At 38.0% G+C, this 24,570-nt stretch carries 23 protein-coding genes; 14 read left to right on the top strand and 9 right to left on the bottom strand.

The genetic code is table 11. The features are described 5' to 3' along the window. Positions 1-25 precede the first annotated feature (25 nt). On the top strand, positions 26-2,422 hold the full coding sequence (locus ACFG4S_RS15150; RefSeq protein WP_392535570.1) for a glycoside hydrolase family 15 protein: 2,397 nt from the start codon (positions 26-28) through the stop codon (positions 2,420-2,422). 55 nt (positions 2,423-2,477) lie between these two features. After that, positions 2,478-2,936 (top strand): cupin domain-containing protein, encoded by a 459-nt coding sequence (locus tag ACFG4S_RS15155; protein WP_392535571.1) that lies wholly within the window; start codon positions 2,478-2,480, stop codon positions 2,934-2,936. A 172-nt stretch (positions 2,937-3,108) separates the two neighbouring features. Here the strand turns inward: ACFG4S_RS15155 and ACFG4S_RS15160 are convergent, their stop codons facing one another. After that, a complete protein-coding gene (locus ACFG4S_RS15160; protein WP_392530720.1) occupies positions 3,109-4,020 on the bottom strand; it encodes an IS982 family transposase in 912 nt (303 codons plus the stop codon). Positions 4,021-4,373: 353 nt separating this feature from the next. Here ACFG4S_RS15160 and ACFG4S_RS15165 point away from each other — a divergent pair, with 353 nt between their 5' ends. From ACFG4S_RS15165 to ACFG4S_RS15185, 5 genes are all read left to right on the top strand, one after another. Next, entirely contained in the window at positions 4,374-5,702 is a 1,329-nt protein-coding gene (locus ACFG4S_RS15165) for an IS701 family transposase (protein ID WP_392530294.1), read from the top strand. Between the two features lie 632 nt (positions 5,703-6,334). Continuing rightward, a complete protein-coding gene (locus ACFG4S_RS15170) occupies positions 6,335-7,582 on the top strand; it encodes an ISL3 family transposase (protein ID WP_392535572.1) in 1,248 nt (415 codons plus the stop codon). 333 nt (positions 7,583-7,915) lie between these two features. Beyond that, positions 7,916-8,131, top strand: a complete 216-nt coding sequence (gene gvpA / locus ACFG4S_RS15175; RefSeq protein WP_392535573.1) for a gas vesicle structural protein GvpA — start codon at positions 7,916-7,918, stop codon at positions 8,129-8,131. A 264-nt stretch (positions 8,132-8,395) separates the two neighbouring features. Further along, positions 8,396-9,133 carry a GvpL/GvpF family gas vesicle protein gene (locus ACFG4S_RS15180; protein WP_392535982.1) on the top strand — a complete coding sequence of 246 codons (738 nt, stop codon included), beginning with the start codon at positions 8,396-8,398 and terminating at the stop codon, positions 9,131-9,133. A gap of 11 nt (positions 9,134-9,144) precedes the next feature. Further along, positions 9,145-9,534: a gas vesicle protein GvpG gene (locus ACFG4S_RS15185; RefSeq protein WP_392535574.1), complete on the top strand. Its 390-nt coding sequence runs from the start codon at positions 9,145-9,147 to the stop codon at positions 9,532-9,534. Positions 9,535-9,751: 217 nt separating this feature from the next. Here ACFG4S_RS15185 and ACFG4S_RS15190 read toward each other — a convergent pair whose 3' ends face one another. Next, positions 9,752-10,018, bottom strand: coding sequence for a gas vesicle protein (locus ACFG4S_RS15190; RefSeq protein WP_392535575.1), 267 nt, complete (start codon positions 10,016-10,018; stop codon positions 9,752-9,754). 197 nt (positions 10,019-10,215) lie between these two features. On the opposite strand from ACFG4S_RS15190, the gene ACFG4S_RS15195 reads away from it, so the two are divergent. The 3 genes from ACFG4S_RS15195 to ACFG4S_RS15205 are packed head-to-tail and all read left to right on the top strand — an operon-like array spanning position 10,216 to position 14,718. Further along, positions 10,216-10,899, top strand: a complete 684-nt coding sequence (locus ACFG4S_RS15195) for a GvpL/GvpF family gas vesicle protein (protein WP_392535576.1) — start codon at positions 10,216-10,218, stop codon at positions 10,897-10,899. A gap of 35 nt (positions 10,900-10,934) precedes the next feature. Further along, positions 10,935-12,839 carry an ArsA family ATPase gene (locus ACFG4S_RS15200; RefSeq protein WP_392535577.1) on the top strand — a complete coding sequence of 635 codons (1,905 nt, stop codon included), beginning with the start codon at positions 10,935-10,937 and terminating at the stop codon, positions 12,837-12,839. 37 nt (positions 12,840-12,876) lie between these two features. Beyond that, positions 12,877-14,718 carry an AAA family ATPase gene (locus ACFG4S_RS15205; protein WP_392535578.1) on the top strand — a complete coding sequence of 614 codons (1,842 nt, stop codon included), beginning with the start codon at positions 12,877-12,879 and terminating at the stop codon, positions 14,716-14,718. A 133-nt stretch (positions 14,719-14,851) separates the two neighbouring features. Here the strand turns inward: ACFG4S_RS15205 and ACFG4S_RS15210 are convergent, their stop codons facing one another. The 4 genes from ACFG4S_RS15210 to ACFG4S_RS15225 form a co-directional block, all read right to left on the bottom strand. After that, the gene (locus ACFG4S_RS15210; protein WP_392535579.1) at positions 14,852-15,211 is read right to left on the bottom strand and encodes a PAS domain-containing protein; all 360 of its coding nucleotides are present in this window, start codon (positions 15,209-15,211) and stop codon (positions 14,852-14,854) included. After that, entirely contained in the window at positions 15,180-15,713 is a 534-nt protein-coding gene (locus tag ACFG4S_RS15215) for a PAS domain-containing protein (protein ID WP_392535580.1), read from the bottom strand. Before ACFG4S_RS15215 ends, ACFG4S_RS15210 begins: the two co-directional genes overlap by 32 nt. Before the next feature lie 3 nt (positions 15,714-15,716). After that, a complete protein-coding gene (locus ACFG4S_RS15220) occupies positions 15,717-16,172 on the bottom strand; it encodes a PAS domain-containing protein (RefSeq protein ID WP_392535581.1) in 456 nt (151 codons plus the stop codon). 413 nt (positions 16,173-16,585) lie between these two features. Further along, positions 16,586-17,539 (bottom strand): NAD-dependent epimerase/dehydratase family protein, encoded by a 954-nt coding sequence (locus ACFG4S_RS15225; RefSeq protein ID WP_392535582.1) that lies wholly within the window; start codon positions 17,537-17,539, stop codon positions 16,586-16,588. Between the two features lie 328 nt (positions 17,540-17,867). Between ACFG4S_RS15225 and ACFG4S_RS15230 the strand changes: the two genes are divergently transcribed. Beyond that, positions 17,868-18,923 (top strand): acyltransferase family protein, encoded by a 1,056-nt coding sequence (locus tag ACFG4S_RS15230; RefSeq protein ID WP_392535583.1) that lies wholly within the window; start codon positions 17,868-17,870, stop codon positions 18,921-18,923. A gap of 241 nt (positions 18,924-19,164) precedes the next feature. Here the strand turns inward: ACFG4S_RS15230 and ACFG4S_RS15235 are convergent, their stop codons facing one another. Next, entirely contained in the window at positions 19,165-19,908 is a 744-nt protein-coding gene (locus ACFG4S_RS15235; RefSeq protein WP_392535584.1) for a M50 family metallopeptidase, read from the bottom strand. Between the two features lie 409 nt (positions 19,909-20,317). On the opposite strand from ACFG4S_RS15235, the gene ACFG4S_RS15240 reads away from it, so the two are divergent. Genes ACFG4S_RS15240 through ACFG4S_RS15250 form a run of 3 tightly spaced genes read left to right on the top strand, consistent with a single transcriptional unit; the run spans position 20,318 to position 21,646 of the window. Next, positions 20,318-20,896 (top strand): Uma2 family endonuclease, encoded by a 579-nt coding sequence (locus ACFG4S_RS15240; protein WP_392535983.1) that lies wholly within the window; start codon positions 20,318-20,320, stop codon positions 20,894-20,896. 10 nt (positions 20,897-20,906) lie between these two features. Further along, on the top strand, positions 20,907-21,485 hold the full coding sequence (locus tag ACFG4S_RS15245; RefSeq protein ID WP_392535585.1) for a Uma2 family endonuclease: 579 nt from the start codon (positions 20,907-20,909) through the stop codon (positions 21,483-21,485). Positions 21,486-21,496: 11 nt separating this feature from the next. Beyond that, positions 21,497-21,646, top strand: a complete 150-nt coding sequence (locus tag ACFG4S_RS15250) for a hypothetical protein (RefSeq protein WP_392535586.1) — start codon at positions 21,497-21,499, stop codon at positions 21,644-21,646. Positions 21,647-21,779: 133 nt separating this feature from the next. Here ACFG4S_RS15250 and ACFG4S_RS15255 read toward each other — a convergent pair whose 3' ends face one another. After that, complete coding sequence (locus tag ACFG4S_RS15255) at positions 21,780-22,478, bottom strand: ribonuclease III family protein (protein WP_392535587.1); 699 nt, start codon at positions 22,476-22,478, stop codon at positions 21,780-21,782. Between the two features lie 113 nt (positions 22,479-22,591). Then, a complete protein-coding gene (bchB, locus tag ACFG4S_RS15260) occupies positions 22,592-24,118 on the bottom strand; it encodes a ferredoxin:protochlorophyllide reductase (ATP-dependent) subunit B (RefSeq protein ID WP_392535588.1) in 1,527 nt (508 codons plus the stop codon). Positions 24,119-24,570: the final 452 nt, after the last annotated feature.

The following is a 24,570-nucleotide window of genomic DNA, read 5'->3' on the forward strand; positions in this document are numbered from 1 at the left end:
ACAGCACTGAACTAGACAAAAAATTATGGTAAAAATTCTTGGTCAAGGACAGGCTTTTGGCTCACCAGGTATCGAACCTCGATGGACTCATGCCAATAAAGATGGAGTCGGAACAGCTTACTCTACCTCTAGTAACATTTGGTTTACTATTTGGAATGGTGTTGTCACTGAAGTCTACCATCCCACAGTAGATAAACCCCAAGTTCGGGATTTACAGTATCTAATTTCTGATGGAAAAAGCTTTTTTCACGAAGAGAAACGCCATCTTAAATCAAAAGTTGAACCGATGTGGACTCATGGTTTAGGATACCGCATTACTAATTCCGATCCACAAGGGCGTTATGCTGTCATCAAAGAAGTAATTGCTGACCCGCATTTATCCTGTATTTTACAACGCACAAAATTAACAGGAAATAGCGATTTTATTTCCCAACTCCACCTATATGCTTTGTGTGCGCCACATCTAGAAGTTGGAGGTAGAGGTAATAATGGTTACGCTGTACAAGTTGCTGGACATCGGATTATCACAGCCGAGAAAGGAGGAACATGGTTAGCGCTGGGTGCAACAATTCCCTTTACCCGGATTTCTTCTGGCTACGTTGGTGAAAGTGACGGTTGGACAGATTTAGCTGATAATTTTCAGATGGATTGGGAGTTTGATAGTGCTGTAGATGGCAACATAGCATTAACTGGAGAACTAAATTTAGATAGCACTAAAGAGTTTACTTTAGGACTGGCATTTGGGACAAATCTGCACAACGCAATTTCTACACTGTTTCAGTCACTCAATATTCCTTTTGAAAAGCAGAAGCAGCAATATAATGAACAGTGGAAGCGATCGCGCCAGGATCTCAAACCATTAGAAAATAGTTCTTATGATGAGGGTAAGTTATATCACAACAGCGTTAGTCTGTTGTTGGCGCATGAAGATAAAAGCTATCCTGGGGCATTAATTGCATCTCTGGCTATCCCTTGGGGTGAAGCCAAAGACGACCAAGATCAAGGAGGATATCACCTTGTCTGGACGCGGGATATGGTTAGCAGTGTATCAGGTTTAGTGGCTGCTGGGGAAACAGAAACAGCAGTGCGATCGCTAATTTATCTCGCCACTAGTCAGCAAGAAGATGGCGGTTTTCCCCAAAATTTCTGGGTTGATGGTAAACCTTATTGGACAGGTATCCAGCTTGACGAGGTGGCATTTCCCATTTTGTTAGCATGGCTATTGCACCAAGAGAAAACTTGTTTAAATTTTGATATTTATCCAATGATTTTGCGGGCGGCTGGTTATTTAATTCGTCACGGCCCAGCTACCCAACAAGAACGCTGGGAAGAAAATAGCGGTTATTCACCATCAACATTAGCATCTAATATTGCCGCCTTAATTTGTGCTGCTCAATTTATTCGTGAACGTGGCGATGAAGCAACAGCAAAGTTTATAGAAGAATACGCTGATTTTTTAGAATCTCATATCGAAGCTTGGACAGTAACTACTGAAGGAACTTTAGTTTCTGGCATCAAACGCCATTATATTCGGATTACTCCTACAGATATAAATAATCCTCACCCCAACGAAAATCCTAACCAAGGAACTCTTTTTATTAGCAGTCAACCTCCTGGTGAACCGTCAGAATTTCCCGCAAAGGAAATTGTTGATGGTGGGTTTTTACAATTAGTACGCTATGGAATTCGCAAACCTGATGACCCGATTATTATTGATTCTGTCAAAGTAATTGATGCAGTTTTAAAAGTTGATACACCTGCTGGACCTTGTTGGCATCGTTACAACCATGACGGTTACGGTCAGCAAGAAGACAGTAGTCCTTATACTGGTTATGGAAAGGGACGCGCTTGGCCTCTCTTAACAGGAGAACGAGGACATTATGAATTAGCTATTGGCGGCGATGTCAAAACATATATCAAAGCGATGGAAGGATTTGCTTCAGATACTTGTTTACTACCCGAACAGGTTTGGGATGAAGCAGATATACCTGAAACCCATCTGTATTTAGGAAAACCAACAGGTTCTGCAATGCCTTTGATGTGGGCGCACGCAGAGTATATCAAGATGTTGCGGTCAAATCATGATGGTCAGGTATTTGATTTGATTCCACAGGTGGCGAATCGCTATCTAGGTGAAAGAAAAGAGTGTAAATCATTGGAAATGTGGAAGTTTAACCGTCAAATAGACAGAGTTAAAAAAGGTTATACATTGCGAATTCACGCTTTAGCATCTTTTAAGTTGCACTGGTCAGATGATAATTGGCAAACCGTCAAAGATACACCTGCTACTTCTACAAAATTAGGAATTCATTTTGTAGATTTTTCTATTTCTGATCGTCAGGAACAGCCAATCAACTTTACCTTTTTCTGGATGGAAAGCAGCAAATGGGAAGGACATAATTATACGGTTAGAATTTCGTAATTCGTAATTTTTAATTCGCTTTTCAATACATTTCGGATCAAAAAGAGCCATTATTATGCAGAATAACTCATCACCCAAACCAACAATTGAATACTGGCACGTCTGGACTGACAACGACGGTATAAGTCACCAATCCCGTTGTCAAATTGAAGACTTCATGGAAAAAGGCATAGCCCCGGATACCTCACCACAGTGGCTTTCTAATTTGAAGCAGTCCGGTGCTACAATCACTTTTACTGTGCTACCCGTGGGATGGGTTGGTAACTGGCATGAGAACCCGAAACCCCAGTGGATCATACCTTTATCGGGACGCTGGTTTGTGGAGACTATGGACGGACAGCGAGTCGAGATGGGTGTTGGCGAAATTTCCTTTGGAGAAGATCAGGGTACGAAAGCAGACGCACAAGGTCATAAAGGTCACTTATCTGGAACAGTAGGCGATGCGCCAGCTGTTCTAATAATGGTGCAATTTGAAGAGACTCCGACTGTAAATCAATCTTGTCGATTTAGGTAAGTGAATTAGTAGCCAATACAGTTCAGAATGAGCAACAAAATATTTGTAGAGAGGGCGATTTATCGCGTCTCGAAAACCCAATGTTGTCAGTAGACCTTAACCCAAGCGTATTGAGTTAGTAGCGATCGCTAGCAGTGCGTTAGTATACTCCTTTAACGTGAGTTCGACAGAGCTAAAAAAGGGCAGGAGGTAGAGCAAGTAAGCCTTTTGGGTAAATGTCAATAGAAGGTTTTTTAGGCAAATAAGTATAAGCAGCTAAACCAGCCATTAAATTAACCAAAAAGTTAAATGGACTACGATGGCGAGAATGTTCGATTTGACATATATTTTTTAGATGGTCATTGACGGACTCAATCACAGCGCGTTTGCGTAACAGAATCTTATCAATCAGTTTTACCAAACGGTTTTTCATTTTCTTCTTAGATTTTGTGACTAACTGCAATCCGCGCTCATATAACTCCTCAAATAATTTTTGAGAGATGTATCCTCTGTCACCAAAAAGTTTACCAATTAAGTCACGAGTCATTTCTGGAACTGGTTTTCGGTCATCTACATTCGCCGGAGTTAATGAAAATGCAAGTAATTCTCCGCAATCATTAATAATCAAATGAAGTTTAAATCCAAAGTGCCAACCTACAGAATTTTTACCCCATTCTACTAAGCCTTTAAATACCTTATGAGAATGGGCTCGACAGTTATGACAAACATTAATCGGAGTGGAATCAATAAAGCTAATCCCTGTAATTTCTCCTGTACGTGTATGTAAAAAGCAACATAATAACATTAAGCACCAAGGCATCAATTCCACAAACCGAGTGTAGCTGACCAAATTCGGAAATGCTTGATGCCAACTTTGAAGCACATGCAGAGTGTAGAATTCCTTGAAAGTCTTATATCCACTGCCATGAAACGCAATGACTATTGTCATTACCTCTGATAAACACATCCTCGATTTACTGCGACGCTCTCCAGAAGTAGACGGTAATTGTGGTATTTGCTGCCATAGATTTTCCCATTGGTTACAGAAATCATCTACATCCCAGAATATTTGAGTGATATCGAGCCGAGATACAATGGTAGACATAGCCGAGACCTTGATTTTTCTTAGATATTTTTAGTCTCGGCATTTTTTTGTCACTTTTTCACAGATTCTCAATCAATCGTAGCGATCGCCTGAACAATACCCAATTGTGCAAATCTATATATGGCAAGCTTTTTTGGCTTTTTCTAACCGTCGAACTCACGTTAACCTGGATAACGGGACTTAAACAAAAATTAAGCCCAAATAAAGCCCAAACTAGCTTTGTCAGCAGCAAAGACATCACGGTTGAGGGTCAACCAATCAAAAAATCGATAAGACATATCCCTCTTCTGTCACTTTCCGGTTATTCTAAATAAAAGAATAAAAAAAGAAAACCCTGAAAGGTAAGTAGGGCAATGGATGTAGAATTACAAATTTTGAAACATTTGGCAAGAGATGCTCACCCAACAGTTGCGACCATAGATGAATATTGTGCAGAGTATAAAGACCTGTTTAAAGAAGTAAGAAATTATGAATGCTTCAAATATTTACATCTGGGAATAATGTCACAAATTAAAAGAAAATCATTACCAGAGATAGCGAAAGTCGTAAGTATAAACTCCGCACAGTCATTACATCATTTTTTAGCCAATTCAGACTGGTCAGTAGATAAATTAAAACAACTAAGATTAAATAAACTTAAAAAAGCACTAAATGGAAATGCGATTACAGTAGTAATAGATGAAACCGGAGATAGAAAAAAAGGTAAAAAGACTGATTATGTAGCCAGGCAATATCTAGGAAGTGTAGGAAAAGTCGATAATGGAATAGTTTCAGTCAATGCCTATGGAGTTTATTCTAATATAACGTTTCCATTAACTGTAAAAGTATTCAAACCCAAAGGAACGTTAAAAGAGGAGGATAAATATAAAACTAAAATAGAGTTAGCGTCAGACATCATTACAGAATTAATTGAATCAGGTTTTAACATTAAACTGGTACTGGCAGATAGTTTATATGGTGAAAGTAGCCAATTTATTAGAAAAGTAGCTGAATATAAATTAGATTATGTCGTAGCAATAAGAAGTAATCATGGAGTCTGGTTGCCAGCAGGACAAAGCGTTAGGGCTAATAAGTGGTGTAAATTTGAAAGAACATTTAGCAATCAAAAATCAGAAACCCGATACATTAGGGAAATAATTTATGGTAAAAAAAGAGCCATAACTTACTGGGAAATAACTACTGACCCAGAAACCATGCCAGAAAATTCTACAACATTTGTGATGACAAATCTTCAAGGAAAACTCAAAAAAACTTTAGGCGATTTATATGGATTAAGAACCTGGGTAGAATATGGATTTCGACAGTGTAAACAGGAACTCGGCTGGACAGATTATCGGTTCACAAATTTTCAACATATAGAAAGGTGGTGGGAAATTATTTTTTGTGTGTACACAATGATTAGTTTAAATTCTCCAGCCTTCTTAAGCTTAAATAAATCTCGTCAAATTGAAGCTGAGGTTCAAAAAAATAGTGATGTTGATTTTTCTAATCATCAACAATGGAACCATGAATGCGGATGGAAAAATACTCTAAATAATCTGCGTCTCATTGCCCAACCACTCTTACTATTTTGGTTAATTTATCCCTGGATACATATTTTCCCAAATTCTAAATTATTGCTGGGATTCAATCAATTAATTAGTGCAATGAATCAATTTAAAACCTGTTATGCTTCTGGATAATTTCACTTTGTTACTACTTGCTTATCTCGGAGAGTGACAGAAGAGGGTTATAGCAATCCGGAATCATACGTGAGAAAACACTTAACCTATAAACGTAGTTTTAAACACTCATTAATGACTTGATTTGGAGGCTAGAATTATATATATTCCATAATATATAGATGAAAACTAAGTTTTAGAAATCACGTTATATATCCCCGTATATTCTCATAAATGATTTAGGATTGCTATAGCCCTTCTAAAAGCTTCTAAAGCATCAACAAAAGTGTTTAAAGGTTTGTTGGCCCATGAGTAAATACATCATCAAATCGTTGACACCATCTTTCAAAGCATGGGGGCATGGCTACGGGGGTAGTTTCTTTTATGAATTTCTTTCAACGTGAAAGCTATGCTGAGATAGCATTATACTCTTTTTTACTTTGCTGTTTTGTTTAAGTCCCGTTATTTAAGCCGGGCAGCTTAATTAGTTTGGTTCTTCAGCACTTGTTATGCTAAATTGTTAGCCAAAAAGCTTAATAAATAAAAATAATCGTATCAGCTATTGAGAAAAAACTTTGACCTAATTGACTTATAAAGCATATTTGTTGTTAGCTGTAATTACAAGAGAAATATTTTTTTGTGTATTTACAGTCATGAATAGGAAACAAAATATTAAAATCCTAACAGCGCTTCTTGATTTAAAAGATGTGAAAGTTATATCTCATCGGATTCATGAGGGGATAGGAATGATTTTACAAACTGAATCAACAAAATCATACAGTAATTGTCCTCGCTGTGGTACAAAAAGCCATAGATTACATCAAAATCATCGATACGTTGTTAAAGACTTACCTTTTGGAGAAAAGCCAGTATTTTTAGAAATAAATAGGAGACAATTCAAATGTGAAAAATGTGAAAAACCGTTTAGTGAAAAGCTAGATTTTGTAAGTAAGAAAAGAACTTATACAAAACGGCTAGCAGACAAGATAATACAAGATGTTGTAGAAAATGATATCCATAGTGTAGCAAATAAAGGGATAGTGACAACAGAAGAAATAGAAAGAATGTTAAAAGATGCCTCAGAAAAATTATCTGATAACAAACCTGATTTTATAAAAAGGCTTGGAATTGATGAAATAGCTCTAGTTAAAGGCAAGGGTAATTACTGTGCAGTATTAATAGATTTAGATACATCTAAATTAATAACTTTGTTAAGTGGGCGCACACAAGAGGTAGTAAAGAAAACCCTTATAGAGTGGGGAACTGAGGTTTTAGCACGAATTGAGGAAGTGAGTATAGATTTGTGGGTAGGTTACAAAAATGTAGTAACAGAATTAATGCCCAATGCTCAAGTAGTAGCAGATAGATTTCATGTGATGACACAAATCAATAAAGAACTAGATACACAAAGAAAACAAGAGAAGCGGAATCTAGAAGAATTAGTTAAAAAAGCGCAATCATTATCAAAAAAATCTAAGTACGAAAAAGTATTGTCGGGACTAAAAAATAGTAAATACGTTTTATTGAAAAATGAGTCAGACTTAAATGAAGAGCAGATAAACAAACTTTATCAAGTGAAAAATTTATCTCCTATTCTCAAAGAAATGCATGAATTAAAAGAAAAAATTAGAAAGATTTTCAATAAGACAGATAACTGGTATCCGGGAGTTTTTAAACTCGGGATGTGGTTAGCAAAAGCTAAAAAATATTTTCCCAAGAGTAACAATACTATTATCCGTTGGTTTGATGAGATTATTGCTTACTTTGATAATGGGACAACTAGTGGTGTTGTGGAAGGCATTAATAACAAACTTAAGCTAATTAAACGTTCCGGCTATGGATTTAGAAACTTTGATAATTTCCGAGTTAGATGCTTGTTAAATTGGCATTTAACCTATTAGTTAAGCATATTATGTACTGAAGAACCTAAGTTTTTTACAATTAGGATTACAGAAAATTGAACGCTTGTGTTATCAACGTCTCCCAATCCCCCCATTAGCTACCTTACCAGAGCTTCATATTAAAGCTTACATTTTGATTTTAGTTCTATATAAAAGCAATCTAAATTCAACATAAAAGCTATCATTTTTTATTTGGCAGTTGTTGTTTATGCCTTTTTTATACAGATAAACTCTTTACATTTATGAAAACGTATGTTTAATTTGATTCAGTAGAGAGCAAAGGCAAATGCCTCGCTAATACTAAAAATCAACAATGAGTTAGGGTCTAAAATCATGGCAGTCGAAAAAACCAATTCTTCTTCAAGCTTGGCAGAAGTTATTGACCGTATCTTAGATAAAAGTACCGTTGTAGATGCTTGGGTACGTGTTTCCCTAGTTGGTATTGAATTACTTGCAATCGAAGCTCGGATCGTTATTGCTTCTGTTGAAACCTACTTGAAATATGCAGAAGCTGTAGGCTTAAGACAGTCAGCTGCTGTACCTGCTTAATTATTAAGTAGATGCAATCAAATTAGAATTACTAAAACCATTTTTTGTGAAGTCATCTGTGGCAAATTTCCTGGATAAAGACCGTTGTAATTACCAATAATACTTACACAACTAGCACTCTAGAACAAGAATGAACGTGGTCAATAGTCCACAGTCAAAAGTTAAATCAAGCTGGACTATTGACTCTTGACAAAATCATCAATAAATCTCTAACACTTGCGTAAGCTCTGATAATTCCCTTTAGTTTGAGTATTTTTTAGCATGATGACATTTGGTCTTTACGTATACGGTATTTTTCTTGAGCCAATTCCAGAAACAGTTCCTCTTAAAGGATTGGATTCTCAACCTGTTTATAGTCAAGTAATTGATGGATTTACTTTTTTATATTCAGAGGCACAACAAGAAAAATATTTAGCTTCACGACGAAATTTAATCAACCATGAAAAGGTTCTAGAACAAGCTATGCAAGCTGGATTTAGAACCTTACTGCCTTTACGTTTTGGATTAGTTGTGAAGAATTGGGAAACAGTAGTTACACAACTGCTTCAACCATATAAAGAGCAATTACAACAGCTATTCCAAAAATTAGCCGGGCGCCGAGAGGTCAGCGTTAAAATTTTTTGGGATAGTAAGTCTGAATTACAAGCCTTGATGGAGTCTCATCAAGACTTGAAACAGAAGCGAGACCAAATGGAAGGAAAAGCATTAAGTATGGAGGAAGTAATTCATATTGGACAATTAATTGAAACTAATTTAGCAAGTCGCAAAGAATCTATAATTCAAGTCTTTTTTGACGAGTTAAAACCATTAGCAGATGAGATTATCGAAAATGACCCAATGACAGAAGACATGATTTATAACGCTGCCTTTTTAATTCCTTGGGAACAAGAGTCTATATTTAGCGAACAAGTCGAAGCGATCGATCAAAAATTTGGTGAACGTTTACGCATTCGCTACAACAACTTTACTGCACCTTATACATTTGCTCAAATTGCTTCATAGGAGTCAATATTATGCTAGGGAAAATCTTACTATTACCAGTCATGGGCCCAATTAGTGGACTTATGTGGATTGGAGAACAAATTCAAGAGCGGACTAATACTGAATATGATGCTCAGGAAAATCTCCATAAACAATTATTAAGTCTGCAATTAAAATTTGATATGGGCGAATTGTCTGAAGAAGAATTTGATACTCAAGAAGAAGAACTCCTCTTGAAAATTCAAGCTTTGGAATTGGAAGAAGAGTCTCGCCTGGCTCTAGAGTCGGAAGATGATGATGATGATGATTATTCAGTGCAATCTCAGTTTATAGATGTATCTGAAGAAAATGAAGTTTATCAAGAGCAAAGTGTATTTGTCAAAGAATATGAAGACAATGAAAATCTAGTTCTATCACCCTAATAAGTAGTTTCCATGAACTACCTATAGTTATAACGGATGAAAAAACTAGAGGAAAAGGTTATAAATTATGAATACTAAGGTTTTAAATCAAAAACTTGATTTATTTACCTCTAGCTAATTAATCTATAAACTTAAACAAGTAATAACCCGCGAAAGCGGGTTATTACTTGTTTAAGTTTTGTTCTTATTTTAGACTAATCTGCTCAACACTTATAATTTAGTATTCAACCTCAAAAGTTTGGTAATTAGTAGCCTCAAAAAATATTTTTGGACGCGCTACTGGAGGAATATCTGACTCGGAATGACGTATTTTCTTAATATTATTTTCTGTTGTATCTATCTGGGTTTGAAGTGTAGTTAAACGTTGTGTAAGAAGCCCTTTTCGCTGTTCGATAAAAGCTAACTCTTGCTTAATTATTTGTTTTTCTGTGATTAGCTTATAAAGTTCTAATTGGTTGGATGCCTCAGATTGATTACGAGGCATGGTGCTAATTTTAGGTCTGATTATTCCTTGATTACGTATTTTTCTCATGTTATTTATCTGAAGATTTGATAGTATTATAACTAAGATTTTAAGAATGTAAATAGGTTAATAACTTTTAGCAGATTTTTTATTTTTATGCCAAAATGATTGCTTAAGTTACTATGGGTTATTGTTAAGTTTTTTATCTAGTTAAAATCATGCGATCGCCGAATTTCTACACTTACGCATTTTTCAACACACCTGATTTCCCTGTGAATTTGCCATCTGGTAATCTGGGTGAATTACTTCTGATTAATGGCAAGAATATCTCAGCCGTTGTAGAACCTGGAATATCTTTAGAAGTAAGTCAAAATAACGATGAGCAAGTCATCAAAATGGTTTTAGCCCATGACCGTGTTATCTCTGAGCTATCTTGTCAGATCACAGTTTTACCTTTGCGTTTTGGCACTTATTTTCTTTCTGAAGATACATTGCTAAATCATATAGAATCCCATGCTCAGGAGTATCAAGAGAAACTAAATAACATTCAAGGAAAAAACGAATATACTTTAAAAGTCATTCCCCAGAAAGTTGAAGAACTTACCAAGTCGTCTGGGATAAATGGCAGAGATTATTTTTTGGCTAAAAAACAATATTATGAACAGCAAAAAAGCTTTTTTCCTGCCCAAAATGAAGAAAAGTCCCATCTAATTAATGTAATTAGCGAAACTTATCAATCATCTGCGATCGTTCAAGAACATGTAGAAGAAATACGGCTTCATCTTTTAGTCGATCGCTATGATCAAGCTTTACTTTTAGAACAAGTATTAAGCTTGCAAGAAAAATGCCCTCATTGGAATTTCACCTTGGGAGAACCTCTTCCTCTTTATCACTTTATTTAATTATTACTCACAATTTTTTCAGGGAATTTTTCATTATGAACTACTATGATTCGTTGCATCTAGTTATGTTTAGCGGCAAGGGTGGAGTTGGTAAAACTACCATTTCTTGCAGTTTTGCACGTTATTGGGCGCGAAAGTTTCCTGAAGAAAAAATTCTGTTAATTTCTACAGATCCGGCACATTCTTTAGGTGATGTATTGCAATCAGAAGTTAAAGATATTGCTTTACCAATAACAGATTTACCTAACTTGAGCGTTCAGGCGCTGGATGCTCAAAAACTATTGTTGGAATTTAAAGCCAAATACAGCTATTTTTTAGAAATGCTGGTGGAACGTGGCAGTTTAGCTGATGGAGGCGATTTAGCACCAGTATGGGATTTAAACTGGCCTGGTTTAAATGAATTAATGGGATTGCTAGAAATTGAGCGTTTGCTGTCTGAAAAAAAGGTAGATCGCGTAGTTATAGATATGGCTCCTTCTGGACATACCTTAAATTTATTGGGCTTAAAAGATTTTTTAGATGTTATTTTAAATTCTTTAGAATTGTTTCAAGAAAAACATCGGGTAATCACCAAAACTTTTTCAGGTAGTTATACGGCTGATGAAGTCGATAATTTTTTAGTAGAAATGAAAACCCAATTAGCAGAAGGTAGACGCTTACTGCAAGATGAAAAATTTACAGGTTGTTTAGTGGTAGGTATTTCTGAACCCATGTGTTTTTTAGAAACTGAGCGGTTTCTAAATAGTTTAGAAACTTTAGAAGTTCCCTACGCTGGATTATTCATCAATCGAATTTTGCTAAATTCGGAGCTAGAGCCAGACCGTTATGCTGAACAGCAAAATTTACTTAAAAAATACTTAGAACTTAGTCCCGCTCACCCTGTTTTTATCTTACCGCAGCAGAGAGTAGAACCCTTGGGCGAAGTAGCTTTAGATTCTCTAGCATGCCAAATTAAACAAATTGCAAGTGTTGAACTTGCTCCACCGCCACTTATTCAATGGCCTGCTAAAGTTTTACCTAGCTTTCATGATTTTCTCAATGAAGGATGCCAATTAATTATTGTTGGCGGTAAAGGAGGTGTAGGTAAAACAACAGTAGGGGCTGCCATAGCTTGGGCTTCTTCCCAACAACATCCAGATAAAAACATTCGGGTTATTTCTATAGACCCAGCGCATTCTTTAAGTGATGCTTTTGGAACAAATCTAGGACATGAACCTATATCTTTAACATCTAATTTGAGTGGACAAGAAATTGATGCTCATCAAGTTTTAGAAAAATTCCGCGTAGATTATCTTTGGGAATTAGCGGATATGATTAGTGGTGAAGGTTCGCAAACAGAGACAACAGTTAATGTTGCTTATGTTCCAGAGGCATGGCGGCAGATTATGTCTCAAGCTTTACCAGGCATTGATGAGATGCTAGCCCTAATTACTGTGATGGATTTATTAGACAGTAAGGAGCAAGATTTAATTATTTTAGATACAGCACCAACTGGCCATCTTCTCCAATTTTTAGAAATGCCATCGGCTTTAGGTGATTGGTTATCTTGGATATTTAAACTGTGGATCAAATATCAAGATGTTTTGGGTAGAGTTGATTTTATTGGCCGCTTACGACATTTACGCCAACAAGTTGTACAAGCACAAAAAAAGTTAAAAAATCCCCAACATACTCAATTTATTGGTGTAATTCAATCGGAAGTAGCAATAATATCTGAACACATCCGCTTAACAGAATCTCTCAAAAATATGGGTATTAATCAGCGTTATGTGGTTCAAAATCGTTACAGTCGAGAGGTAGAAATTGATGGCACTTTATTTCCAGAGCAAACTATGATTCGCCTACCTAGTTTACCCCGTTCCGTGGAGCCGATAGCCCGGATTCAAGGAGCGGCAAATCTTTTATTTGAATTCGAGGAATTGACTAAGAATAAAAGATGAATAGGGCAAAAGTAAAGTAGATTTTTGGAGTTATTGTATGAGTGATTTATTCAAGGGATTTGAACAGTTAATTGAATTAGTTAAGACTTTAGAAGAAAAAGTAGAAAAGGGAGAAATTAAGACGGATTTTCAGATTAACTCCCGTTTTATGAGCAATATTCCTCGGTCTGGGAATATTCCCCGTCCTAATAATATGGCTAACGATATTGGCACAAGCCGTATCCGTACCCAACCGTCTCCTAATTCTGATGCAGCGAATGGAGCTGCACCTGACATTGTTCCACCACCTGATTCTCCTTCTGGTAATGCTTTGAAAGATATCGGGGGGCTTAATGAGATTCTCAAAGAACTCAAAGAACTAATCGCTATTCCCTTAAAACGTCCTGACTTGCTAGCTAAACTGGGGCTAGAACCAACCAGGGGTGTACTTTTGGTTGGTCCTCCTGGTACTGGTAAAACCCTGACTGCGCGTGCTTTAGCTGAAGAACTCGGCGTTAATTACATTGCTATTGTGGGGCCGGAAATCATCGGTAAATACTACGGTGAAGCCGAGCAAAGACTGCGCGGCATCTTTGAGAAAGCTGCTAAGAATGCTCCCTGTATTATCTTCATTGATGAAATCGATAGCCTAGCTCCAGACCGCAATTCTGTAGAAGGTGAAGTGGAAAAACGCGTTGTGGCTCAACTATTGGGTCTGATGGATGGTTTTTCTCACAACCAAGGTGTGATTGTTCTGGCTGCAACGAACCGCCCCGACCATCTTGACCCAGCTTTGCGTCGTCCTGGGCGATTTGACCGCGAAGTGCAGTTTCGGATTCCAGATGGCAAAGGACGCAGAGATATTCTGGAAATTCTGACCCGTGCGATGCCTTTGGATGAGACGGTTAACCTAGATGTCATCGCTGAAGGGGCTGTGGGATTTGTGGGAGCGGACTTGAAAGCTGTTTGTCAAAAAGCTGCTTATACAGCTTTGCGTCGGCAAATTCCTTCGATTGAGGGACAAATCCCTGAAAATATGACGGTTAGCCAAGCTGACTTTTTGCAAGGACTCAAAGAAATTAAACCGGCTGTGTTGCGGAGTGTGGAAGTGGAAGTTCCCCATATCGCCTGGGAAGATATTGGTGGTTTGGATAAGATTAAGGAAACTCTACGGGAATCAGTAGAAGGGGCGCTACTGTATCCAGAACTTTATCTGCAAACGAAAGCACTAGCACCCAAAGGAATCTTATTGTGGGGGCCACCGGGGACAGGTAAAACTTTATTGGCTAAAGCTGTCGCTTCCCAAGCCAAAGCTAATTTTATTAGTGTCAACGGTCCAGAATTACTCACCCGTTGGGTAGGAGCCAGCGAACAAGCTGTGCGCGAGTTATTTGCTAAGGCGCGTCAGGCGGAGCCTTGTGTAGTATTTATTGATGAAATTGATACTTTAGCGCCAGCACGCGGCAGTTACAATGGTGATTCGGGAGTGAGCGATCGCGTAGTCGGTCAATTGCTGACTGAGTTAGATGGTATAGAAGTGGGAAGCACTATCTTGGTGATTGGGGCGACTAATCGACCTGATGCCCTTGACCCAGCTTTGTTACGAGCTGGACGCTTGGATTTACAGATGAAGGTAGATTTACCAGATTTAGCTAGTCGCTTGGCAATTCTGCAAGTCCATAGTCAAGGACGACCCCTACAAGATGTAGATTTAAACTATTGGGCAGAGATGACCAAAGACTGGAATGGTGCAGATTTAACTTTACTGTGCAATCAAGCGGCGGTAGAATCAATTCGGCGTTTCCGCTCCCAAGGGTTGATAGAGCCAACTGATATCAGGATTACTACTGATGATTTCAATTATGCTTATCAGGTTCTAACTCAACAGCGCCCAGATTAGCTTTTTCTGAGATCAAAACATAGGTTTTGAGCGATTGATTAACGTAGGAGCAATTCATAAATTGTTCCTACGTTAATAGTAATGTTTATATTTTATACTTCTGGTTCAATGCCTAAAGCACGCAATTGGGCAGTTAGGCGATCGGCTCTGTGACGTAGATACAATTACTAGCAGCATCAAGGCGGAAAATCGCAACTGGAGCAGCTTCTGTTAAGGTAGCATAACGGTGTTCGCTCTCCCGCAGAGGTAACTCTACTTGTTTGCGATCGGTAATATCATAGTTAATGCCAACCATGCGTTGTGGTTCACCCTGCTCATTTTGTTGAATTAGAGCAGAGGCTTTGATAAAGCGGATACTGCCATCGGCAAGAATAATCCGAAACTCCATATCCAGTTCTTTTACCCGCTCTATAGCATTTTGAAAAGTAGTTTCTGCTACAGTTCGATCGTCTGGATGGAGCCTATTTGCCCAGTCTCGATACCCTAAAATCACGGCGATCGCGATCGTCTGGATGAATACAATGGAGCATTTCGTTGTAGCTTGGTGTCCCAGACTCAGGATTGCGGCCAAATATGCGAAATACCTCTTCTGACCAAATTAATTGTTGCGTGTGTAAATCCATTTCCCAACTACCCAGATTCGCAATCCGTTGTGCAGATTCGAGGTTAGCCGCATTTTTGTAGAGTTGAGCTTCAATTTGTTTTTGCTGGGTGATATCTTTGGCAATCTCCACACCGCCGATAATTTCTCCTTCTAGATTACACAGGGGTTTAACCGATAGAGCAACAGGAAAGCGCGAACCGTCTTTACGAATGAAAGTCCATTCCACCTCGCAATTATCTTGCTGGGTTTTCAGCATAGATAAATCTCCCAAGGCAATTTCCCTGCCCATCTCCCGCGAGAGTACATATGTCCGTTGTTTGAGTTCCTCTGGGTCGTGAAAAGTGTTTAGTGTTAACTTACCAATAACCTCATCGGCTGTATAATCCAGCATTTCCTAAGCAGCCAAGTTAAAAGTTTGAATTATTCCCTCGGAATTGGTAGAAATGATCGCATAATCGATGCTGGCCAGAATAGACTGTTTCAATCTGGTAACGGCTAATAATTTTGCTTCCGTCTGCTTCCGTTTGGTAATATCCGTTGCCGAGCCACTCATACGAATGGCATTGCCGAATTCATCCCACAATGCCTGACCCCGGTCTAATATCCATAATATCCATATATAAGAATCATCTTTGCATTTTAATTGGTATTCTTCTTGGAAAAAGGGTGCTTTATGGGCTAAATGGTCAGCCAGCACCTTAATGATGCGATCGCGATCGTCGAGATGAATGCGGCTTGACCATGCTTCAAAAGTGTGGATAAGCTCATTCTCAGCAATGCCCAGCATTTCTTCCCAACGAGCCGAAAAGAAAACATCATTAGTTTTGATGTTCCAGTCCCAGTTACCCATACACTCAACTTACGAGACATGATTGAGGAAACTTTGATTTTACTGCCAGATACAACTGAGAATTTTATATTGTAACTTTAAGCAATAGATTCACCGATTTTGAAAACTTGAAAAGGAATTACAGCATTTATTACGGTCTATCGTGAAAGACGTTGAAATTACGCTAAGAATCTATTCTTTTTCGGACATGGCAAATTGGCAACTATTATAAAAATAATTGTGTTATTTTCAATACTATACAAGGTGTATTTGCACTTTCAAGCTATTTAGACGGGCTGCAACCCGTCTTTATTTATAGGTAGATCAAAAGTTCAGGACTTACGCATAGGTCAAGGAAAATCAAATCAGCGAGGACGCAGTGAACACAGAGAAATAAGAGTTTCAGAGAGTTCTTGCATAAGTCCTAAAGTTGATTAAATTTCGTTCTTGCTACGCCAAGTTTGTACGGTTTGCTGCAACCCTTCTTTGTAAGTTAAATAACGGGGTTTCCAACCAAGCTGTTGCTCAATGGAGTCGTTTTTGATTGTGGTTGCTAACTTGAGTAACTCTACTTGTTGAGGTGTAATTATTAACAAAAGTGCTAAAGGTGTTAGCCACATAGGAATATGTGCAGGTTGTTTTCTACCTAAGGTGAAAGCAAAGTAATCAATGAAGTCTGCAAAGGATACTGGAGTACCATCAACAACGTTAAAGACCGCACCTACTTTTTGCTGTTCTCCTGCTTTAACTAGAGCGATCGCAGCATCTTCAAAGTGTAGCCAGTTACCCAAGTTATTTGCAGGTCCGGCAAAATAAGGGCGTTTGAGTTGGAATGATTTTATATATAGCTTTAGGTCTTTGGATTGGGGACCATACAGATATCCCATTCGTAATAAGGAAGAGGGAATCTTGCTGTTAAGTACTTGGTTTTCTGCGGCGATCGCGGCGGTAAAAATTGGATCGTCGCCTGGCGCAACTAAGGGAGTCGTTTCTGTAGCGTTTGTTGCATTGCCATAGAGAAAAGTGTAACTTGTATGGACAACAAACTGAATCTTTGAATCTGCGATCGCTTCTAATAGTGCAGCAGTTGTAGCTTTTAAAGTTTTGTCAAATCCTTTCCAGTCTTGCCCATCGCTTAAGAGCGTATTAGGCATCTGTGGCGTTAGATTGACGACTACATTAGCATTAGCTGTCTGTAAAACATTCTTAATTTCACTAGCGTTGGTCAGGCTAGCATCAACAGGTAAACCGCCCTGCAAACGTATGACCTCAAGGCCATCTTTACTCAAGGGTATTCCTGTAACCTGATGTCCACCAGCAACTAGCTGCCGCGTGGTTTCTTGTCCAAGTTCGGTATCCGCACCTGTAACAACAAAGTTTAGAGTCATGTTTTCTAAAATAATTCTTTGTGGAAAGAGCTAATGTTTATCATCCACAGAGGAGATTAGCTGGTTTGCTCAACTTTTTTACAACGATTGCGATGCTCAGAGATACCCCCTTAAGATTGACATTTAGCAGTTTGCGATCGTGTAAAGATATAGATTGCTAAATAATCCTATTTTAAAGGAAGCAGATGAGAAGGATGCTGGTAATATCCACCACTAATAATTTTTCTAAATTGGGCAAACGTTGATTATGCTATTTTTTTTAGCATTACTTTATACCACTATTGAGATGTACTGAGTTTTTTGGCAAATCAAATAGGATTCCTATAGTATGACTAATTGTGTAATAAATAAGTCGATAAATCCAATCCATAGTTTAACTTCTCTTCGTTTTTTTTCGGCAATTGCAATTGTATTTTTCCATATAAAATCTACGATGCCAATTTTTTTTAGTGGCTCATATTTGGAGAATTTGAAAGTTGGTGTCGAATTCTTTTTTGTTCTATCGGGATTTATATTAGGTTACAATTATAATCAATCTGCTAAATTATCGCTAAAAGAGTTTTATATTAAAAGATTCGCGCGAATATATCCCTTACATTTATTAACTTTTATAATTTGGTGTTTTTTGTTTTTCTCAAGCTGGGGAAATGAAACACAAGAAAAACTGGTGAGTGGTTTTGCAAATATTACTTTAACTCAAGCTTTTTTTCCCGGTCTATTGTTCAGCTTAGGTTACAATGCAGTCAGTTGGAGTTTATCAAATGAGGTTTTCTTTTATACTTTATTTCCTTTGATTCGTCGGGTAAAGTTTTCCATTATAATCGTTTTTATAGTTATTACTTATCTTTTATTACTACATCTGTTTAATCTACAAGAAATTGTAAATAATTATTTTCCCAATTTTAACCACTTCTCTCCATTCGTTCGCATATCAGATTTTTGTTGTGGTATTATAACTGCACAATTTTATCAACAAAATACTCGATTAAAATATGCAAATTTCTTAGAAGTTTTTATGATTTCCCTAGTGATATTTCAGGTAAATACTGTAGTAATACCAATTTCTCCAGATTTCATGCAAATATATTATTCTTTGATATTTTCGTTATTAATTCTGATTTTTGCACACGAACAAGGTGCTATCTCAAAATATATAGCAAATCAAAAATTTCTGATTTTTCTTGGTGAAGCTTCCTTCTCTTTATATATGTGGCATCATATAGTTCTACACTATTGTGGTGAAAACTTTTCTCCCCAAACACCAAAGCTTTTAGCGATATCTAGTGCAGTTCTGATTTCAATATTAATATCTATGATTTCCTTTAAATATTTTGAATTAGTATCTCGTAAATTTATATTAGAGAAACTTTTAAATAAAAGTTGAAAACGACAATCACTGATGCAATGTCTTTTCTACGATTAAACAAGTTTAAAAGTGGGTACAATCATTTTTGCAGAAAAGAAGAAATTGGTCAAAAACTTTTTTATCCTCTCCATTTTTTGTATTGTCAAGACTGTAGCCCAGTGCAGCTAGACTACACATCGGCTAGCTAAAACCCTCTTTCCTGGTGCCTTATGCCAACAACAAATAATAAAAGCTCAAAATAGTGTATGTGAAGTTCGATTTAGGGTGAACGATAGGCAATGCGGAGACTTTGGACTAAAATCACTCCAGATGCGATCGCCATTAACCCACCCCAAAACCAGTAAGGCAAAAGCAAATACTGCTGCATTTGTGCTGTATCTGAGATTCCAAGGGGACCAGCAGACCTACTAAATAAATAATCGAGTTGATGGTAGGTACTCACACAAGCTTGCACACCCAAAAATTGAATACTAAACCCTTGTACCCAACGAGGTGCTTTCAGGGCGATACCCAAAATTATTAAGCCCAACAAAGGAATTGCGACCAACCCAAACCAAGAACGCACCCAAATTAATGTGGAAAACAGTAAAAAACTGCCTAAAATTTTTAAACAGAGGGTTGCTGCTGTAAAACTGCGCGAAGCCAGAATCAAAGCTGCACCAGCAAGAGGTGGTCCCATTGGTCCTGCGGCTGCGACTAAAGCCGGGCCGATAGGCCCGAATGATAACCGCATAACATAACTTGCAACACCGGAACCGTTGCTAAAAATCGCCAATTTCTGAAACTGTCCTCCTAATAGGAGTGCCATTAAGCCGTGACCCATTTCATGAAACCAAGTTGCTAGGATCGTAAATGGGTATAAAATATAATCTCCTCCTGGAATTTGCCACAATAAAGCAGTAGCGATCGCCGCTATAATTAGCCACGTTAGACCCATGCGTTCAACAACTGGTGGCGCTTCTGTTGATAGCAAGGGTTCAAAATTTTTGTTTGGTTCCCTCATAGGTGACTCAATTTTAGATTTTAGATTTTAGATTTTAGATTTTAGATTTTTCTACGGTTCAATCGGAGTATTTGCTAACTCTACCTAAAATGTATTCTTATTATCTAGTATATATTGCTCAAACTGCATCTGTAGCGTGTTGTTGATTGATGCGTTCGGTGCATAGCCCAATATCTTGCCATTTCTCTCGACATTGCGATATGAATGCACGTTGTTATGGTGTGAGATAGTAGGCGGACATAGCAGGTATGCGATACAGTGGCTATTTTGTATTAAAGCAGATTATTTGGTTTGGTTAATTGCATTTAGAAAATTGCAATTTATCTTGGTAATTAGATATTTCTTTCTTTTGACTTTTTATTTCGCTTACAATTTAGCTAAATTTGATGTTCTTTCCAATATAGTTACTATGACAGCGATCGCCATTAATTTAAACCCTATCATCCAACTCACTGACAACCAATTTTATCAACTCTGTCGGGAAAACCCGGAAATCAAATTTGAACGTAATGCAGAGGGAGAACTACTGATAATGTCACCTACAGGCGGAGAAACTGGAAATCGTAATATTGAAATTTCAGCAGATTTTGTGTTTTGGAATCGCCAAACTCAGTTAGGAGTTTGCTTCGATTCTTCTACTTGCTTTAAATTACCTAATGGTGCTAACCGTTCTCCTGATGTCGCTTGGATTAGAAAAGAGCAATGGGATGCACTCACACCTGAACAAAAAGAAAAGTTCCCCCCCATTGCCCCAGATTTTGTTTTAGAGTTAATGTCACTAAGTGATAGTTTGCGGGAAACGCAAGAGAAAATGCAGGAATATATCAATAACGGAGTCAAATTAGGTTGGTTAATTAATCCGAAAATGCGTCAAGTAGAAATCTATCGTCTTGGTCAACCGATACAAATATTAGAATCTCCAAAAGAATTATCAGGCGAAGATATTTTACCAGGATTTATTTTAAATTTGTCAATCATCTGGAGATAGATATTTAGTTATGACAGCGATCGCCATTAACTTAAACCCCATCATCCAACTCGCCGACAACCAATTTTATCAACTCTGTCGGGAAAACCCTGAAGTCAAATTTGAACGCAATGCAGCGGGAAAACTTCTAATTATCCCACCTACAGGCGGAGAAACTGGAAATTGTAACTCAGAAATTAATGCTGATTTTGTAATTTGGAATCGCCAAACTAAACTAGGTAAAGTTTTCGATTCTTCTACCTGTTTTAAACTTACCAATGGTGCAAACCGTTCTCCTGATGTCGCTTGGATTAGACAAGAGCGATGGGATGCACTTACACCTGAACAAAAAGAAAAGTTCCCCCCCATTGCTCCAGATTTTGTTTTAGAGTTAATGTCCCCTAGCGATACTTTGAGAGAAACACAAGACAAGATGCAGGAATATATCAATAACGGAGTTAAATTAGGTTGGTTAATTAATCCAAAAATGCGTCAAGTAGAAATCTATCGTCTTGGTCAAACAGTAGAAATATTAACATCTCCAGAACAATTATCAGGAGAAGATGTTTTACCAGAATTTATTTTAAATTTGTCAATCATCTGGGGATAAATATTTATTTTATGATAGCGATCGCTATTAATTTAAACCCCATCATCCAACTCACCGACAACCAATTTTATCAACAAGTTAGGTTATGGAGTAAAGGCATCGAGGAGGAGGCTGCAATCGCGGCTCAGGTCGAGTTCTTGGATAACCATGATAGGGTTTAAGTCGAGGATAATTTTATTTTATTTTTACTCTTCAGGGGTTCATATAATTTGACTAGTTTTTATTCGTTCAACCCCACCTATTTGCTAAATATACCATCAATTAGCCCAATACTTTTATTTTTTTGATATTTTGTCACGATTCGAGTACTAGTACAAGTAATTTTAATGCTGCGTTATTCTTAGCTATTTGCTTTGATTTTCCACTTCCATCTGCTGTTAGATATTGTCCTTGAAATTTACAATTAGCTCTGATAGTAAATGTAGGACTATGATCGACACCAGATCGGCCTACCTCAAGATATTCTGGTGGAGAAATACCATATTTTGCTAGCAATTCTTGTAATGTAGAAATAGGATTTTCTACATTAAGAATGCTTGCTTCTAAATTGCGATTTTTATAAATAAATGGAGGAGTTATTTCGTTTAATTTAAATAATCTATAAATAACTTCTCTGCATTTATCCAGTCCTTGATCTAGATAAATTGCTCCTATTAATGCTTCTAAAATATCAGCAACTACTCTATCGGTAATCTGTTCTTTACTGCTGGTATTTGGAATAGTTACTATTGCACCTAGATTAAGTCCGCGAGCTATTAGAGATAAATTCTTATCTTCTACAAGTTTAGATTTAACTTCAGTAAACCATCCCGGTCGGTCTATAGTAAATCTTTGAACTAAATACTCAGATACTACAAAACCAAGTACTGAATCTCCAAAAAACTCTAGAACTTCATACTGTCGGGTAGTAATTGCCATTCTATACTTGCTTAAATCTTTCGGGACGACAGAAAATTTAATCTGAATCCACTGACTTAAGTTTTTGTCATCCATAGGTCTTGCAATGTAGCTTATTATTAAATGCCTGAAATAATAAAGTAAGAGCATCCTCAAAAAGGAGCGCTCTTACATAATAATCAGCCTAAAGCTAATAGCTAACCGTAAATTTACGCGCCTACAGCTTCCTTCGCCGCGTACAACACCTCAGCATTGATTTCTTTGAAACCCCGATCGCGGGCAAATTTTTCAGTATTTCGCTTCACTTTACCCCGGACAAATCCCGGAATTTTATTCAATTCTGCTTGACCATCTTTTGTCCAACTCAGGTCAGAATCAGCAGAAATACCCCTAGTAATTACTTCTTTGGTATCGTGACCTCCGAAGATTTCTAACAGGTGATCTTCCATTCCCAAAGTGAAGGAATTGTAGATTAAATCTGTAATCTGATTTGTCCCTTCGTAACCCATAAATGGTTTGTAACCAATGGGGAAGTTTTGGACGTGGATGGGTGCAGCAATTACGCCGCAAGGAATATCCAAGCGCTTACCAACGTGGCGTTCCATTTGGGTGCCGAAAATAGCAGAGGGTTCGACGCGAGCGATCGCATCCCCAATTGCACCATGATCGTCTGTAATCAGAACTTCATCGCAATATTCGCTCACCTGTTCGCGGAACCAGTCTGCATCATATTTGCAGTAGGTTCCAGCCCAAACTACGTGAATCCCCATTTCCCGTGCCAAAATTTTGGTGATGGCGGCGGCGTGGGTGTTATCACCAAAGACCACTGCTTTTTTGCCGGTCAAGTTCTGACAGTCAATGGAACGGGAGAACCAAGCAGCCTGAGATACATGTAGAGTTTGCTCGTTGATGAAGTCTTCGTAATTAACATCAGCGCCTTGGGCGTTAATGACCTGCTGAATTTTCCGGATACACCGAGCAGTTTCTACTACACCCATTGGGGTAATGTCTATGTAGGGTGTGCCGAATTGTTCTTCTAGGTAACGAGCTGTAGTCAAACCGAGTTCCCGGTAAGGAACCAGGTTAAACCAGGCTTTGGGCATTTTCTTCAAGTCGTTCACTGAAGCGCCTTCGGGAATTAAGGTATTGACTTCAATCCCCAAGTCAGCCATCAACCGTTTTAATTCGGTGCAGTCGTGATTATTGTGGAAACCGAGGGTGGTAGTACCAATAATATTAACTGAAGGCTTTTCGGTTTTGCCCTCTGGTAATTCGCCACGCTTTCGGGCTTTTTCAATGTAGTATTGGACGATTTGATCGAGAGTGCGATCGGCTGCTTGGAGTTCGTTGTAGCGGTAATGGTTCACATCCGCCAACATTACGTCGCCTTTCGCTTCCAGCTGCGCCCGTTCCACAAAGTTGTGCAGGTCTTCTTGCAGAATGCTAGAAGTGCAGGTGGGAGTTAACACAATTAAATCGGGGTGTTCCTCGGCGTCTTTGCGGGTGATGTTATCTACCACCTTTTCTTGAGAACCCCGTGCCAAAACGTTGCGATCGACGACGCTGGTGGTCACCGGAGTGAAATCCCTCTCCCGCGATAGCATGGAGCGCATGACGTTAAAGTAATCATCGCCTAGTGGGGCGTGCATGATCGCATGAACGTTTTTGAAAGAACTAGCAATCCGGAGAGTGCCGATGTGGGCTGGGCCTGCATACATCCAGTAAGCTAATTTCATGTTTGTGTTCTCCCTGTCCAACTTAAATAAAACGAAGTCCGATAACAGTGGACTATAAGTGCATCATTAATGACATCTCCTACACTGACTGCAAGCAGTACAGTCTCAGCTTTTCAGTGACTCCCATTAACTGAAGCTCACTTTTGATTCTACGGGATGCCCCACCGCAGAATTTAACAACTAAAATTAAACCGCTTCTGATTGTCTCAAAACTTGTATCCCTAAAGAAGTGGGTGATTTTGCAGGTTTTGTCTGAAGTGCGATCGCCCAAACCTGCTTCCCAATTGGAATCTAGCTTCTGATTTTAACAACGTTACTGTTGTTTTTGGAAAATAAATCTTAATTTTTCGGCAAATTTGTTTTCAATTTGGGATGGTGTGTTAATCATCACCATTGAAGAAGAATTCAGAATTCAGAATTAAAAGGCTTGGATATCCAAGCTTGATAATTGA

Source organism: Nostoc sp. C117 (assembly GCF_043099735.1).
Classification (GTDB): Bacteria; Cyanobacteriota; Cyanobacteriia; order Cyanobacteriales; family Nostocaceae; genus Nostoc.

Bases quoted from the DNA above. Each gene is read 5' to 3' on its own strand.
- ACFG4S_RS15150 (WP_392535570.1), top strand. From the start codon at position 26: ATGGTAAAAATTCTTGGTCAAGGACAGGCTTTTGGCTCACCAGGTATC.
- ACFG4S_RS15155 (WP_392535571.1), top strand. From the start codon at position 2,478: ATGCAGAATAACTCATCACCCAAACCAACAATTGAATACTGGCACGTC.
- ACFG4S_RS15160 (WP_392530720.1), bottom strand. From the start codon at position 4,020: ATGTCTACCATTGTATCTCGGCTCGATATCACTCAAATATTCTGGGAT.
- ACFG4S_RS15165 (WP_392530294.1), top strand. From the start codon at position 4,374: ATGGATGTAGAATTACAAATTTTGAAACATTTGGCAAGAGATGCTCAC.
- ACFG4S_RS15170 (WP_392535572.1), top strand. From the start codon at position 6,335: ATGAATAGGAAACAAAATATTAAAATCCTAACAGCGCTTCTTGATTTA.
- gvpA (WP_392535573.1), top strand. From the start codon at position 7,916: ATGGCAGTCGAAAAAACCAATTCTTCTTCAAGCTTGGCAGAAGTTATT.
- ACFG4S_RS15180 (WP_392535982.1), top strand. From the start codon at position 8,396: ATGACATTTGGTCTTTACGTATACGGTATTTTTCTTGAGCCAATTCCA.
- ACFG4S_RS15185 (WP_392535574.1), top strand. From the start codon at position 9,145: ATGCTAGGGAAAATCTTACTATTACCAGTCATGGGCCCAATTAGTGGA.
- ACFG4S_RS15190 (WP_392535575.1), bottom strand. From the start codon at position 10,018: ATGCCTCGTAATCAATCTGAGGCATCCAACCAATTAGAACTTTATAAG.
- ACFG4S_RS15195 (WP_392535576.1), top strand. From the start codon at position 10,216: ATGCGATCGCCGAATTTCTACACTTACGCATTTTTCAACACACCTGAT.
- ACFG4S_RS15200 (WP_392535577.1), top strand. From the start codon at position 10,935: ATGAACTACTATGATTCGTTGCATCTAGTTATGTTTAGCGGCAAGGGT.
- ACFG4S_RS15205 (WP_392535578.1), top strand. From the start codon at position 12,877: ATGAGTGATTTATTCAAGGGATTTGAACAGTTAATTGAATTAGTTAAG.
- ACFG4S_RS15215 (WP_392535580.1), bottom strand. From the start codon at position 15,713: ATGCTGGATTATACAGCCGATGAGGTTATTGGTAAGTTAACACTAAAC.
- ACFG4S_RS15220 (WP_392535581.1), bottom strand. From the start codon at position 16,172: ATGGGTAACTGGGACTGGAACATCAAAACTAATGATGTTTTCTTTTCG.
- ACFG4S_RS15225 (WP_392535582.1), bottom strand. From the start codon at position 17,539: ATGACTCTAAACTTTGTTGTTACAGGTGCGGATACCGAACTTGGACAA.
- ACFG4S_RS15230 (WP_392535583.1), top strand. From the start codon at position 17,868: ATGACTAATTGTGTAATAAATAAGTCGATAAATCCAATCCATAGTTTA.
- ACFG4S_RS15235 (WP_392535584.1), bottom strand. From the start codon at position 19,908: ATGAGGGAACCAAACAAAAATTTTGAACCCTTGCTATCAACAGAAGCG.
- ACFG4S_RS15240 (WP_392535983.1), top strand. From the start codon at position 20,318: ATGACAGCGATCGCCATTAATTTAAACCCTATCATCCAACTCACTGAC.
- ACFG4S_RS15245 (WP_392535585.1), top strand. From the start codon at position 20,907: ATGACAGCGATCGCCATTAACTTAAACCCCATCATCCAACTCGCCGAC.
- ACFG4S_RS15250 (WP_392535586.1), top strand. From the start codon at position 21,497: ATGATAGCGATCGCTATTAATTTAAACCCCATCATCCAACTCACCGAC.
- ACFG4S_RS15255 (WP_392535587.1), bottom strand. From the start codon at position 22,478: ATGGATGACAAAAACTTAAGTCAGTGGATTCAGATTAAATTTTCTGTC.
- bchB (WP_392535588.1), bottom strand. From the start codon at position 24,118: ATGAAATTAGCTTACTGGATGTATGCAGGCCCAGCCCACATCGGCACT.